Origin of the sequence: Intestinimonas sp. HCP28S3_D6 (genome assembly GCF_052065695.1) — a bacterium.
In the GTDB taxonomy this organism is placed as follows: domain Bacteria; phylum Bacillota; class Clostridia; order Oscillospirales; family Oscillospiraceae; genus Intestinimonas.
Genome location: NZ_JBQHTM010000036.1, coordinates 1 through 12,728, shown reverse-complemented (window position 1 = coordinate 12,728; position 12,728 = coordinate 1). Strand labels below are relative to the sequence as shown.

General features: G+C 63.6%; 14 protein-coding genes. 4 read left to right on the top strand and 10 right to left on the bottom strand.

Annotated elements, in window-relative coordinates; translation table 11 throughout:
• Positions 1-10 precede the first annotated feature (10 nt).
• A complete protein-coding gene (locus ACTNBK_RS11995) occupies positions 11-877 on the bottom strand; it encodes a PhzF family phenazine biosynthesis protein (protein WP_441146381.1) in 867 nt (288 codons plus the stop codon).
• Positions 874-1,659, bottom strand: coding sequence for a DNA repair protein RecO (gene recO / locus ACTNBK_RS11990; protein WP_441146379.1), 786 nt, complete (start codon positions 1,657-1,659; stop codon positions 874-876). Before recO ends, ACTNBK_RS11995 begins: the two co-directional genes overlap by 4 nt.
• Before the next feature lie 458 nt (positions 1,660-2,117).
• Between recO and ACTNBK_RS11985 the strand changes: the two genes are divergently transcribed.
• Complete coding sequence (locus ACTNBK_RS11985) at positions 2,118-2,678, top strand: RNA polymerase sigma factor (protein ID WP_441146377.1); 561 nt, start codon at positions 2,118-2,120, stop codon at positions 2,676-2,678.
• Positions 2,675-3,730, top strand: coding sequence for a hypothetical protein (locus ACTNBK_RS11980; RefSeq protein ID WP_441146375.1), 1,056 nt, complete (start codon positions 2,675-2,677; stop codon positions 3,728-3,730). Before ACTNBK_RS11985 ends, ACTNBK_RS11980 begins: the two co-directional genes overlap by 4 nt.
• Before the next feature lie 135 nt (positions 3,731-3,865).
• Here the strand turns inward: ACTNBK_RS11980 and era are convergent, their stop codons facing one another.
• The 6 genes from era to ACTNBK_RS11950 all read right to left on the bottom strand — a co-directional run bounded on the left by era (position 3,866) and on the right by ACTNBK_RS11950 (position 8,532).
• Positions 3,866-4,762, bottom strand: coding sequence for a GTPase Era (gene era, locus ACTNBK_RS11975; protein ID WP_441146373.1), 897 nt, complete (start codon positions 4,760-4,762; stop codon positions 3,866-3,868).
• A gap of 52 nt (positions 4,763-4,814) precedes the next feature.
• Positions 4,815-5,312 (bottom strand): rRNA maturation RNase YbeY, encoded by a 498-nt coding sequence (ybeY, locus tag ACTNBK_RS11970; protein WP_441146371.1) that lies wholly within the window; start codon positions 5,310-5,312, stop codon positions 4,815-4,817.
• A 23-nt stretch (positions 5,313-5,335) separates the two neighbouring features.
• Complete coding sequence (locus ACTNBK_RS11965; RefSeq protein ID WP_441146369.1) at positions 5,336-6,316, bottom strand: PhoH family protein; 981 nt, start codon at positions 6,314-6,316, stop codon at positions 5,336-5,338.
• 30 nt (positions 6,317-6,346) lie between these two features.
• Positions 6,347-7,585 carry a sporulation protein YqfD gene (locus tag ACTNBK_RS11960; RefSeq protein WP_441146367.1) on the bottom strand — a complete coding sequence of 413 codons (1,239 nt, stop codon included), beginning with the start codon at positions 7,583-7,585 and terminating at the stop codon, positions 6,347-6,349.
• 16 nt (positions 7,586-7,601) lie between these two features.
• Positions 7,602-7,880, bottom strand: coding sequence for a YabP/YqfC family sporulation protein (locus tag ACTNBK_RS11955; protein WP_227602996.1), 279 nt, complete (start codon positions 7,878-7,880; stop codon positions 7,602-7,604).
• 85 nt (positions 7,881-7,965) lie between these two features.
• Positions 7,966-8,532 (bottom strand): M48 family metallopeptidase, encoded by a 567-nt coding sequence (locus tag ACTNBK_RS11950; RefSeq protein WP_441146365.1) that lies wholly within the window; start codon positions 8,530-8,532, stop codon positions 7,966-7,968.
• Positions 8,533-8,608: 76 nt separating this feature from the next.
• On the opposite strand from ACTNBK_RS11950, the gene ACTNBK_RS11945 reads away from it, so the two are divergent.
• A complete protein-coding gene (locus ACTNBK_RS11945; protein WP_441146363.1) occupies positions 8,609-9,790 on the top strand; it encodes a nucleoside recognition domain-containing protein in 1,182 nt (393 codons plus the stop codon).
• A gap of 61 nt (positions 9,791-9,851) precedes the next feature.
• Positions 9,852-10,061, top strand: a complete 210-nt coding sequence (locus ACTNBK_RS11940) for a hypothetical protein (protein ID WP_130849319.1) — start codon at positions 9,852-9,854, stop codon at positions 10,059-10,061.
• A gap of 50 nt (positions 10,062-10,111) precedes the next feature.
• Here ACTNBK_RS11940 and ACTNBK_RS11935 read toward each other — a convergent pair whose 3' ends face one another.
• Together ACTNBK_RS11935 and ACTNBK_RS11930 are read right to left on the bottom strand one after the other, a co-directional pair.
• Positions 10,112-10,957 (bottom strand): hypothetical protein, encoded by an 846-nt coding sequence (locus tag ACTNBK_RS11935; RefSeq protein ID WP_441146361.1) that lies wholly within the window; start codon positions 10,955-10,957, stop codon positions 10,112-10,114.
• A gap of 92 nt (positions 10,958-11,049) precedes the next feature.
• A complete protein-coding gene (locus ACTNBK_RS11930; RefSeq protein WP_441146359.1) occupies positions 11,050-12,573 on the bottom strand; it encodes a 4Fe-4S dicluster domain-containing protein in 1,524 nt (507 codons plus the stop codon).
• Positions 12,574-12,728: the final 155 nt, after the last annotated feature.

The following is a 12,728-nucleotide window of genomic DNA, read 5'->3' as shown; positions in this document are numbered from 1 at the left end:
TTACGATGTATCAGAGCAGCTGGGCCCGGAGGGTCAGCACCGCCCGTCCCCCCACCCGGACCCGGACCCCGTCCGGCCCTTCGGTGAGATGGCTCAAGATCTCAGAGGGCTTGCCCATCTTCTCCCCCTGGACAAAGCGGTTCTCCGCCCCGGCGGCGAGCTTCCCACGGCGGTAGAGGTAGTAGGTCAGGGCGCCGTTGGAGGTGCCGGTGGCGGCCTCCTCGGGGATGGCGTAGAGGGGGGCGAAGTTCCGGCAGTGGGCGGTGGCCTCCTCATTGAGGCAGGGCCAGAACATGTGTACCCCCACCACACCGTACCGCTTGGACAGCTCGGTGACGGCTCCCTCGTCCTGCTGTGCCTTTTCAAGGGCCTCCATGCTGCTCACGGGCAGCAGAATGTCCTGGAGGCCGGTGCTCACCACCATGGGGGCAAAGCCCTCCGGACAGTCCGCCGTGCTCAGGCCGTAGGCAGCGTAGAGCTCCGCCGTCTCCTCAGGGGAGAAGTTCCGGCCCTCCTCCGGCGGCGCCATGTCCATCCACACCGCCTGGTCGGAGACCTGGATGCTCAGCTCCCCCGCCAGGGTGGAGGCCCGGTAGGTGCCCGGCGCCAGGCCCCCGGCCTCTCGCAGGGTGGTGAAGGCGGCGATGGTGGCGTGGCCGCACAGGTCCACCTCCCCCTCGGGGGTGAAGTAGCGCAGGCGGAAGGAATCCGGCTCCACGGGCCGGACAAAGGCGGTCTCAGAGTGCTTGAGCTCGGCGGCCAGGGCCTGACAGAAGGCGTCGGTGAGTTCCGGCTCCTCCGGAGTCAGCAGGACCACCCCCGCCTGGTTGCCGGAAAAGCGCTGGGTGGTAAAGGCGTCCAAGATGTAGAGTTTCACGGCACAGCACCTCCTGGTTGTGGTTGGGCCGCCGGAGCGGCGTCGGTAAGTTGATGATAAAAGTCCAGGGTGCGGAAGCCTCTGTCCAGCTGGGTGCGGAGAAAATCTTCACAGGCGGTGGACATTTTGGCCATGCCGGGGGCGTCCATGGGGAAGGAGAAGAGCCGCTTTGGGTCGCCGTACACCACATGGCGCATGGCGGCCAGACTGGTGGTGTCCAGGGTACGGCTGGCGCCGTCCCCCAGGCCGCAGGCGGCGCAGTGGAGGACCCCTTCTTCAATGTCCAGACGGGGGTCCGCCGGTTCCTCCTCGCCGCAGACGGCACAGGCGTCCAGCAGGGGCTCATAGCCCGCCACACAGAGGAGCTTGAGCTCGAAGGCCGCCTTCACCAGAGGGAGGGCCTTTTTCAGCTTGTCCAGGGCGTAGAGGGAATTGAGCACCAGGGAAAGGAGGGCCTGGTCGGGCCGCCCCTCCTCGGCCACCGCCTCGGCCACCTCGGCGAAGTAGGAGCCCAGGGCCAGCTTGTCCACATCGGAGCGCACCCCCCAGAAGAGCTCCAGAGGCTCGGCCTCATTGAGGGTGAGCCTGTCCCGGTAGTCGAAGAGGGTCATGTCCGACCACACCAGCAGCTGGGCGGAGGCGGCCAGAGGGCTATTCTTCCGGCGGCAGCCCCGGGCCTTCACCGTCCGCCTGCCCCCCTCCCGGGTGAGCACGGTAAGGATCTTGTCCGCCTCTTTGTAGTTGGTCTCCCGGAGGATGAGCCCCTGGGTCTTGATGTGCATAGCATCACCTGTATGTAAGGGGCGCTGAACGCGCCCCTATGCGGTCTTTTCCGCCGCCTCTGCTTCCAGCAGGAGGCGGTAGAGCGAATAGGCCTCCGGCAATCCGGTGGCCAGAAAGAGTTCCCAAAGCATCTGACTGTTCACGATCCATCAGGCCCCCTTTGGGTTTAGGTTGCCTGATGCGCGGACGGTTATGAGCGGTAAATTTTTGTTGGCCGCCGCATCCCCTATTGGAACACATATCGCGGGTCCATTATAGCATCAAGCGCCCCCATCCGCAAGGTGCAATGCACCCCGGTCCGCCGCAATCATCGGTCTTCACGCCGTCTCCGGTCCGGTATTGACATCCTGCTGGACGTATCGTATAACTGGGTTATAAAAAGCCGAGATTTCTGTGAGATTACCGCGCCGATGCCGTGTATATGGATAGAAGGGCCCATCCGAAAAGGAGGGCGCTTATGGAGGACAGCCGGATCGTACAGCTGTACTGGGACAGAGACCAGAAGGCCATTCCGGCCATATCGGAGAAGTATGGAAATTACTGCGGAGCCATTGCCTGGAACATCCTGGGCAGCCGGGAGGATGCCGAAGAGTGCGTCAACGACACCTGGCTGAGGGCGTGGAACGCCATGCCGCCCCACAGGCCGTCGCTCCTCTCCGCCTTTCTGGGCAAGATCACGCGGAACCTGGCCTTTGACCGATACTCCTATCTTCGTGCGGAAAAGCGAGGCGGCGGCGAGCTGCCCGCCATTCTGGAGGAGCTGGGAGAGTGCGCTTCCGGGGCTGGCGACGTGGAGCGGGCCGTGGATGAGCTGGAGCTGGCACGGGCCATTGACGACTTCCTAGCCGCCCTGCCGGCAGCCAAGCGAGATGTCTTCATCCGCCGGTACTGGTACACGGAGCCCATCTCCTCCATCGGCAGGCGCTATGGCATGCGGGACGGCGCCGTGTCCATGACCCTCAGCCGCCTGCGTCAGAAGCTGCGCATCCACCTCATGGAAAGGGGGTTTGAACCGTGAAAAGGGAAAAGCTCTACCGGGCCATCGGAGATATTGACATGAGGTGGGTGGCAGAGTCGGAGCACCCTCGGAAGAAGAAACGCGCCCGGGCCAGGTGGGGCGCTCTGGCCGCCTGTCTCTGCCTCATGGCCGCGGCGCCCCTTCTCCTTTGGGCGCTGAACACCTTCCCGTTTTCTTCCTTCCCAACAGGGGGCGGGAGCGGTCCGCCGAACATCACCATCGACGGCAGGACATTTTGCGTCTCTTCCCATGTGTCCGTCTCCTCCGAGCTGCCCGACGGTTTCGCGCTTGCAGGGGAGACCACTGTGGCGGATTCGGGTCTTGGAGATTGTCCGTACTATTTGAACCCGGACATCCCGGAGTGGGTGTATGTGTACCATGAGGTCAACACCGACGGAACTCTTGACGCTTTGGGACACTTGAATCGGACAGAGCCCCATAAGGCCTATGTGCGCTATGTTGACCGGCAGCTGCGGGGCAAGGACCTGCTCTGCTATCAGGGGGATCTCTATATCTCCATGTGGAGTGCGGACTACTATGGGGACGATCCCGACGTCTCCGAAGCGTATCACGATGAAATGGAGGAAAGATTCGGGGCCAGAATTGAAGGCGACGCTTCGGACGGCTTTGTATCCGTCGGGATCGCAACCTTCTCCGGCGATGACACCATCCCCACCGGGACCCTCTCCAGCAACCAAGGCCAGGCGGAGGTGTATTGTTCCCCCAACGAGCCGGACGTGGCTCTGGTCAGGACCCATTGGTTCACCTCTACAAAGGAGGAGAGCGGAGAGACCAGACACGAGGGATTTGACGTCTATATCCGCTATGACGCGCCCTTGAATGATGCCCCACATTTCCGTCCCCATAAACAAGGAAGGAGCTCTGGCACTGGCACGGCCAAGGCTCCTTCCCTATTTTTTGCGAGAAAACTGGCTCCAAGCGGCGTCTGTGCCCGGTCAGTCCTCCCGGTAACCCACGTCGTGGATGAAGTTCAGGTTATCACGCCAGTTTGCCCCACGGAATGTCCCATTCCGCGGGGACCCCGGATCTGATTTCACTTCCTCGGGGCAAATGAATTGCCCCTGCGGCAAGGTCCGGGCCATGTGGCCCGGACACTTGGACGCGCCGGACGGCGCGGCGCGCCTGCGCGCGCAGGAAAACTGGCCCAAAGGCTGTCTCCGCCCCGGTCAGTCCTCCCGATAACCCACGTCGTGGATGAAATTCAGGTTATCCCTCCAATTTTCTTTGACCTTCACCCAGGTCTCCAAGTAGACCTTGGCTCCCATGAAGGCCTCGATGTCCTTCCGGGCCAGGGAGGAAATTTTTTTCAGCATGGCGCCGTTCTTGCCGATGATGATGCCCTTGTGGCTGGCCTTCTCACAGAAGATGGTGGCGTCGATGTCGATGATACCGCTGTCGATGCGCTCGGAGAACTTGGTGAGCTCCACCGCCGTGCCGTGGGGGATCTCCTTGTCCAGACACAGGAGGAGCTTCTCCCGGATGATCTCGGCGCACACCTGCCGCTCGGGCTGATCAGTGACCATGTCCTCGGGAAAGAGCTGGGGGCCTTCGGGCAGATAGGCCGACAGGAGGTCCAGCAGCTCCTCCACTCCCTCGCCGGTCTTGGCGGAGATGGGGACGATGGCCTGGAAGTCGTGGGCGGCCTGGTAGGTCTGCATGACGGCCAGAAGCTTCTCCTTCTCCACCGTGTCAATCTTGTTGATGACCAGCACGGCGGGGACGCCCAGGGCCTTGATGCGCTCGATGAGCTCGGCCTCGGGGGCACCCACATTGGGGATAGGCTCCACCAGCAGGAGCACGGCGTCCACATCGGCCACACTCTCCTTCACCACTCCCACCATATACTCGCCCAGCCGGGTCCGGGCCCTGTGGAGGCCGGGAGTATCCATAAACACATACTGACACTCCCCCCGGTTGACGATGGCGCAGATGCGGTTCCGGGTGGTCTGGGGCTTGTTGGTGACGATGGCGATCTTCTCCCCCACCAGGGCGTTGGTCAGGGTGGACTTGCCCACATTGGGCCGGCCCACAATAGAGATCATGCCGGATTTTTTGATTTCCATAGGTGATCCTCAACTTTCTTGAGCATTTTAGCTATTTGCTTGTAGTACTGTTTCAGTCCCGGGAGATCCCCAGGGTGTTCAAAATGGCCTCTTCCCGCTCCCGCATCTGGCGTTTCTGCGGGCCCTCGTCCATGTGGTCGTAGCCCAGCAGGTGGAGCACCGAATGGACAGCCAGATAGGCCACCTCCCGCTCGGTGCCGTGGCCGTACTCCTCCCCCTGGGCCCTGGCCCGCTCCAGGGAGATCACCATGTCTCCCAGAGGCACCAGACCGGTCTCCGGGTCGGCATCGGCGTCGTCGGTGGGCGGCTCGCCGGGGGTGAACTCAAACATGGGGAAGCTGAGCACGTCGGTGGGGCGATCCACCTCACGCTGCTCCAGATTGATCTGGTGGATGCCCGCGTCGTCGGTGAGGAGCACATCCACCTCACAGGGGATGGTCACCCCCTCGGCCTCCAGGGCCGCCGGGATGACCCGGCCCAGCAGTTTCTCCCAAACGCCGGTGTCCTCCTCCAGCTCCGATTCGATGATGATGCTGTGCTCCGTGCTCACGGGTCTTCTCTCCTCTCTTGCGGTCACTTCCGCTTGCCCTCTTCGGACTTACGGCGGTGCTCATCCTCCTCATAGGCCTTGATGATGCGCTGGACGATGACGTGGCGGACCACGTCGGCGCCGCTGAGCTTGCAGATGGCGATGTCCTCCACGCCGTTGAGCACCCGCATGGCCTCCTTCAGGCCGGAGATGGTGTCCTTGGGCAGGTCGATCTGGGTGACGTCGCCGGTGATGACGATCTTGGAGCCGAAGCCCATGCGGGTGAGGAACATCTTCATCTGCTCCCGTGAGGTGTTCTGGGCCTCGTCCAGGATGATGAAGGAGTCGTCCAAGGTGCGGCCACGCATATAGGCCAGGGGCGCCACCTCGATGTTGCCCCGCTCCAGGTATTTGTTATAGGTCTCCGCCCCCAACATATCGAAGAGGGCGTCGTAGAGGGGCCGCAGATAGGGGTCCACCTTGCTCTGGAGGTCACCGGGCAGAAATCCCAACCGCTCCCCCGCCTCTACGGCGGGCCGGGTGAGGATGATACGGTTGACCTGCCCCGCCCGGAAGGCGGCCACGGCGGCGGCCACCGCCAGGTAGGTCTTGCCGGTGCCCGCCGGGCCGATGCCCAGGGTGATGGTGTTCTCCTTGATGGCGTCTACATACCGCTTCTGGCCCAAAGTCTTGGGCTTGATGGGCTTGCCCTTGGCGGTGACGCAGAGCACGTCCCGGGCCATCTGGCCGATCTTGTCCTCCTGGCCGGCCTTCACCAGCTGGAGGATATAGCGCACGTTCTGCTCATTGATGGGCTCCCCCCGACCGGCAAGCTCCAGCAGGCCCTGGATGGCCTTGACGGCGTACATCACCGCCTCGGCCTCGCCGGACACCTTCAGGCTGCCGTCTCGGTTCACCACCGACACATCCAGCTCCCGCTCAATGATACGGATATTCTCGTCAAAGGAGCCGAAGAGGGCCGCAGCCTCCTCCAGACGCTCCACGTTGATGGTCTGTTCGATCAAATTCCTTCGCTCCTTGCACGTCCCCGGGGTCTACCCCTGCTGGGTCCCCGGGATGATCTCCCCCACCTGGCCGGCAAAGGTCACCTCACGGCCGATCTGCTCCCGGCACCGGGCCTTCAGGGTCACGGTGAGCAGGCCGCCCCCCTCCCGGACAGAAAAGGAAGTGGACAGGACGCTGCCGTCTTCCCCGATGAGCTCCTCCAGCCGCTCCAATAGCCGCTCCTCCAGCAACGCCTGAGCGGCGGCCGTCTGAATGGCGGTGGGCTGGGTCTCATAGGCCCGATATTCCGTCTTCACCAGGGCCAGGGGCATCTCCCGGCCGCCGGGAAGGGTGAGGATGTGGGTCGTAGTCATTTTATCATAACCAGCTGTGGAAATACTACCCTTTCCAAAAAAATTCACCGTGTGGCCCAGGAGCGTGAGGCTCCACGCCGTCTCCTCCTCACCGGTATAGACCTTGGTGTGGGCCTCCAGGGGGATGCAGGCCTCCAGGGTGCGGTAGGTGGAGGCCCAGACATTTCCCCGGGCGTGGACCAGCCGTTGCCCGGCGTCCACGGTGGCATATTTGGGCTCCTTCAGGTCCACCACTCCACTGATGACCACCTCCCCCGCCAGCACCGCCTGCCCCTCCTGGAAGAGAGCCTGTCCTTCCAGTACCTCCACGTCCTCCAGGACGCCGTCGGCGGCGGCCACGATGTGGGCGGGGGTGGTCTCGTCCCGGAGCTCCGGCGCCGGGCTGCGCTCCCGGACCAGCACCTCCGCCCTGGTGCCGTGGAGGTTCACCGACATCCAGGAGAGGCCCTCAATGCGGCTGAGGGCCTCCTGGCTGATCCGCCGCAGGTCCAGCCCCGGGCCGTAGGCCCCGGGGCGCACCCCCTGCCGGGAGAGCTCCGCCAGGATGACGGCGGAGGGGACGGTCTCATTGCCGGAGACCTCCACGGTGAGGATAAACTGGGAGAGAATACATACCGCCGTCAGAGAGACGGCTAGGCCGATGAGCAGGGCGTACCGATGCCGGAAACCGGCCAGAAAGAAGGGCATTCCCTTCCGCCCCTTGGCCCTGGCCTCACACTGGACCTTCTCCGCCAGTTCCCGCACCCGTCGTGCGTCCCGTCGGGCCACCTTCAGCTCCAGGGTCTGGCTGTCCAGCCAGACCAGGCCCCAGAAGCCCACTCCGTTCTGGGCGCAAAGGTTCAAAAACCGCTCGGGGAAGGGCCCGCAGACGGTGAAGCACACGCTGCCCCGAAGAAAATTGACGATAAACTGCATGCTCGCTCCCCCATTTTCAGGTCAGATCCACCCCGGTGATCTCCCCGGTGATGAGGAGCTCCGAGGCGTTCATGGCCCGCAGGGTCAGGCCGCTCCCCCGGACCTTGATGATGAGCTTCCCTCCGCTGATGTGTATCTCGTCGGTGCCGTAGGCCAGGATGCCCCGGTGGTTCTCCATCCGCAGCTGGTGGTCCCCCAGCAGCTCCACCCGGGGCAGCCCCGCCACCACATCCCCGGGTAGGTCAAAGACCTCCGCCGTCTTTTCCAGCAGGCTCTCCCTGCGCTTCTTCTCCATGGCGCCTCCCCCTTTTGGGGTTATCTATATGAAAAAAGACCGCCCACCTTGCCTGTCCCAGGCAAAGTAAGCGATCCCTTTTCCATTACACCGGCCGTTCCAGGGTATAGCGCCGCAGGGCCCTCCGCCGGGTCTGCCAGTCGGGCATGAGGGCGTCCATGACAGCGTAGAACCCCGGACCGTGGTTGGGGTGGAGGAAGTGGACTAGCTCGTGGAGGGCCACATAGTCCTGGAGCCCCTCCTCCACCGCCGCCAGGGCGGTGTTGAGGGTGACCACTCCCTTGATCCAATGGCAGCTCCCCCACCGGCTGGTCATGAACCGGACCTTCAGTACCGGCTTTTTCACCCCCAAAGGCACCGTCAGGGGATACACCCGCTCCAGGGCGGCGGTCAGCACCGGCAGGGCCTCCCCCTTCTCCGGCGGGACCAGGGGCGTCCCCAGCTCCGTCCGCCGGCGCTGATGCCCCAGTACCCAGGCCGCCCGGCTGCGGACGAAGTCGTCCGCCCTGGCTTTGGACACCCGCCGGGGCACCGACACCGCCGCCGTGCCATCGGACCGGATGCGGAGATTGATGTTTTTGACGCTCTTCACCGTCAGGAAATATTCAATGGGCCCCAGAGGGGTGTCCACCCGGCGCAGTTCCTCAGCCATGGGTCTTTATCCTCCTTTTTCTCGCATGGGACAGGCCCAGTCCCGCATAGTCTCTTCTCTGCGGAGGTGATGTCCCATGTCCAAGCTGCTCTCCCGGCAGGGGGTGCGGGATCTGTGTCTGGGGCTGGGGCTGCTGTGCGCCACCCTGGCCCTCATGTTCTGGCCCCAGGAGTCCATGGAGGCGGCCCGGGAGGGGTTAAGGCTGTGCTACAACGTGATCCTGCCCTCCCTCTTCCCCTTCTTCGTCCTCTCCGCCCTGGTGGTGGACCTGGGGCTGGCAGGCTACATCGGCCGGGCCCTGGAGGGGCTCATGCGCCCCCTCTTCAACGTCCCCGGCGCCTGCGCTTCCGCCTTCGCCCTGGGCTTCGTGGGGGGCTATCCCGTGGGCGCCCGCACCGCCCTCTCCCTCTACCAGAAGGGCATGTGCACCAAGACAGAGGCGGAGCGGCTCCTGGCCTTCTGCAACAACTCGGGCCCCGCCTTCATCCTGGGGGTGGTGGGGGCCGGGGTCTTTGCCAGCAGTAAGGTGGGTCTCCTCCTCTATCTGGCCCACGCCGCCGCCTCGGTGTGCGTTGGGCTCCTCTTCCGCTTCTACAAGCGGGAGGGAAAATGCAGGGAGCGGCGGGCCTCTCCCACCTTCGAGGCGGAGCGGATTACCACCGCCTTCACCGGCGCCATCAAAAATTCCTTCCTCTCCACCCTGAACATCTGCGCCTTCGTGGTCTTTTTCACGGTGGTCATCAAGCTGCTCTTTCTCTCCGGGCTGCTGTCCGGCCTGGCCGGGGTACTGGGCGCACTCCTCTCCCCCCTGGGCTTTTCCACCCGGTGGGCGGAGCGGCTCCTCACCGGCTTTATCGAGCTCACCAGCGGGGTGTGGACCCTCACCGGCGACGGGTCCACATCGGGGAAGCTGTCTATGGCCGCCTTCCTCCTGGGCTGGGCGGGCCTCTCCGTCCACTGCCAGGTCCTCTCCTTCATCGGGGGCAGCGGCCTCTCCGTCAAGACCTACATCGGCGGCAAGCTCCTCCACGGCGGCCTCTCTGCCCTCTTCATCGGGCTACTGCTGCGGTTTTTCCCCCTGGAGGAGCCGGTGGCTGCCTACCTGGCCGAGCAGGTGGAGGGCATTGCCGGGGTGGATTTCTCCAGCGCCCTCACCATCTCCCTGGCCGCTGCCTGGATCATGTGGCTCCTCTTTTTCCTGGCCGCTGCGGCGGCCGTGGGAAAAACCAGTAGAAAAAGGCGCAAAGGCGTAGTATAATGTCCTTTAGCCAGGTTCCCTTTCGGACCCGGCCTATTGGATCAGAGGGGAGCCTTTTGTGATGCTGTTTGAAAAGAAGATCGAACCCCGGTGCGCCTACTGTACCCGCTGCGCTCCCCTGGATGAGGAGACCGTCATGTGCCTGAAAAAGGGCGTCATGCCCGCCGCCTCCCACTGCCGCGCCTTCCGGTACGACCCCCTCAAGCGGGTGCCGCCCCGGCCCAACGCCCCGGACTTCTCTCGGCTGCGGGATGAAGATTTTGTCCTGTAAGTCAGCTTAGCCGTAAAACAGAGGGATCTTCACGATCCCTCTGTTTTTTGTTACAGGAGCCGGGCAGCAAAGGTCTCTGCCGTCTCCAGCTGACCGGGGAGGAGGGGCACCGCCACAGGCGTGCCCAGGGTGGTCTCCAGCACCAGGGCGGGGCGCCGCCGGGGTCCCGGCCCCCGGAAGGCCGCCTCCTTCACCGAGGCCTCCTTCAGCCGATCCCAGGTGAGGTAGACCGTTCGCCGGGCGTAGAAATCAGTGTGGATGGCCACCACGCCCCGGTCCATTTTCCCCACAAAATACTCCGGCTTCTGCTTGCGGAAGGTCTGAAGGCCGTAGTTCCGGCCGGGCACCCACAGGCTGTCCCGGATATTTTCTCCAAAGCGGTAGCAGAGCTTGGAGTTATTATACATGGCGTAGCTGTCTGCCCGAAGCTGCTCCAGAGCCGGGGCGACAGGGTGGCTCGTTCGGGGCCGGTGGTCGGGCGCGTTGCCCAGCAGCAGGTTCAAAACAGGGAACAGCTGGTCCTCCTTGGTCCGGTTATAGGAAAAGCCCGCCGTTAGGGTCTCCCCGCCCCGGTCCAGCAGCACCTCCACGGAGCATTTGAGGAGCTGAATGGTATAGGTCATCCGGGCCACATCCCCGGACCGGACCAGGATGGATTCCACCCCCTGGTCGCCGCCCGCCAGCAGGAGGACCTCCTCCCCCAGCCAGGCCGTCACATATTCCATGCCCTTTTTGTACTGGTGAACTCTTGGGATATAGGTCACGTTCCCCGGCGGCAGTCCTCGGGTCCGCCACACCTCCAAGGCCGGTCGGAACCGCTCCGGTAGCTCCTCCCAGTCATAGATGCGTTTGGGCCAGGACGCTAGCGTGGGGCGTCTGTCCTCTCTGATCGCCATAGATCCTCCTCCTCTCCTCCACATCATACCACAAAAAGACGGCGGACACAGGCCTTTTTCAGGTCGGTGTCCGCCGTCCTATTCATGTGGAATCAGTCCACCAGCTTGTCCAGCTCTTTGATGTGCTCGGTCTGGCTGGCGATCTTATGTCCAGCCTGCTTGGCATAGATACCCACCATGGTCTGGGACTTCTTGATGGCCTGCATGGTGCCGGCGCCGGCCACGCAGCCGCCAGGACAGGCCATGCCCTCCAGCAGGTAGCCGGGATATTTTCCGGCCACGGCGTCCTGGAGCATCTTGCGGCACTCCCGCAGGCCCTCGGCGCCGGTGACCTTGACCTCTTTATCGGGGTAGCGGTCCTTGATGACGTTCACCACGGCCTTGGCCACACCACCGGAGACGGCGAAGTTCCGGCCATCGGTGGAGGCGTCGTTGACGCCGTTGGGGTCCTCTTCGATGTTCTCCAAGTCCACGTGCTTGGCGTCAAAGATGCCGTCCATCTCCTCGAAGGTGAGGACAAAGTCCACCTCGCTGCGGACGCTCTTACGCATGGCCTCCAGCTTCTTGGCGGCGCAGGGCCCGATGAATACTACCTTGGCATTGGGGTACTCATGCTTGATAAGCCGGGCGGTGAGGGTCATGGGGGTGAGGGCCATGGAGATGCAGTTGGCGTGGTCGGGGAAGAGCTTCTTGGCCATCACCGACCAGGCAGGGCAGCAGGAGGTACCCATAAAGGGCAGCTTTTCCGGTACCTCGGCGATGAAGTCCTCGGCCTCCTGGGTGGCGCACAGGTCGGCGCCGATGGCCACCTCAAAGACGTCGGCAAAGCCCAGCTGCTTCATGGCGGCACGGAGCTTGCCCGGGGTGACCTTGGGGCCGAACTGGCCCACGAAGGCGGGGGCCACAGCGGCGTAGACCCGCTCTCCGGACTGGATGGCCCGGATGACCTGGAAGATCTGAGACTTATCGGCGATGGCGCCGAAGGGGCAGTTCACCAGGCACATGCCGCAGGAGACACACTTGTCGTAGTCGATGTCGGCCTTGCCGTTGGCGTCGGTGTGGATGGCATCCATGCCGCAGGCGGTGGCACAGGGCCGGGTCTGGGTGATGATGGCGTGGTAGGCACACACGTCGGCGCAGCGGCCGCACTTGATGCACTTCTCCTGGTCGATGACCGACCGGCCGTTGTAGCGGTCCAGCTTAATGGCATCCTTGGGACAGACCTCCACGCAGGGGTGGGCCAGGCAGCCCTGGCATCCCTCGGTCACCAGCACCCGCTTCTCGGTGCAGCCGTTGCAGGCAAACTTGATGACGTTGATAAGGGGCGGGGTGTAGTAGGTCTCTGGCCGGTCCGCCGCCTCGATGTTGTCGGAAAGGGGGGCGTGCTCCGCCGCGCTCCGGCAAGGCAGGCCCATGGCCAGCCGCAGCCGCTCGCCCACGATGGCGCGCTCCAGAAATACGTCGTTGCGGAAGTTGCCCACCTCGCCGGGGATGATCTTGTAGGGCAGGGCCTCGATCCGCTTGTCTACCGGCCACTCTGTATGGTAGGCCATCCGGGCCACCTCCCGGAAGATCCGATGCCGGATCTCCTGGATCCGGGTCTCTACTCCTCTCATGAAACCTTCGTCCCTTTCACTTTTAATTGGCACTACCAGCATACCGCAAATCGCTTTTCTTGTAAAGCACCTGAATATGAAAATCTTGCCCCGTTTCCTGCGGCATTCATACGAAGGCTCCCCGGGGCGGCTGTTGCGGGCGGGGGGGGCGGTTT

Coding starts and splice junctions, on each gene's coding strand:
- recO (WP_441146379.1), bottom strand. CDS start 1,659: ATGCACATCAAGACCCAGGGGCTCATCCTCCGGGAGACCAACTACAAA.
- ACTNBK_RS11985 (WP_441146377.1), top strand. CDS start 2,118: ATGGAGGACAGCCGGATCGTACAGCTGTACTGGGACAGAGACCAGAAG.
- era (WP_441146373.1), bottom strand. CDS start 4,762: ATGGAAATCAAAAAATCCGGCATGATCTCTATTGTGGGCCGGCCCAAT.
- ACTNBK_RS11960 (WP_441146367.1), bottom strand. CDS start 7,585: ATGCAGTTTATCGTCAATTTTCTTCGGGGCAGCGTGTGCTTCACCGTC.
- ACTNBK_RS11955 (WP_227602996.1), bottom strand. CDS start 7,880: ATGGAGAAGAAGCGCAGGGAGAGCCTGCTGGAAAAGACGGCGGAGGTC.
- ACTNBK_RS11950 (WP_441146365.1), bottom strand. CDS start 8,532: ATGGCTGAGGAACTGCGCCGGGTGGACACCCCTCTGGGGCCCATTGAA.
- ACTNBK_RS11945 (WP_441146363.1), top strand. CDS start 8,609: ATGTCCAAGCTGCTCTCCCGGCAGGGGGTGCGGGATCTGTGTCTGGGG.
- ACTNBK_RS11940 (WP_130849319.1), top strand. CDS start 9,852: ATGCTGTTTGAAAAGAAGATCGAACCCCGGTGCGCCTACTGTACCCGC.
- ACTNBK_RS11935 (WP_441146361.1), bottom strand. CDS start 10,957: ATGGCGATCAGAGAGGACAGACGCCCCACGCTAGCGTCCTGGCCCAAA.
- ACTNBK_RS11930 (WP_441146359.1), bottom strand. CDS start 12,573: ATGAGAGGAGTAGAGACCCGGATCCAGGAGATCCGGCATCGGATCTTC.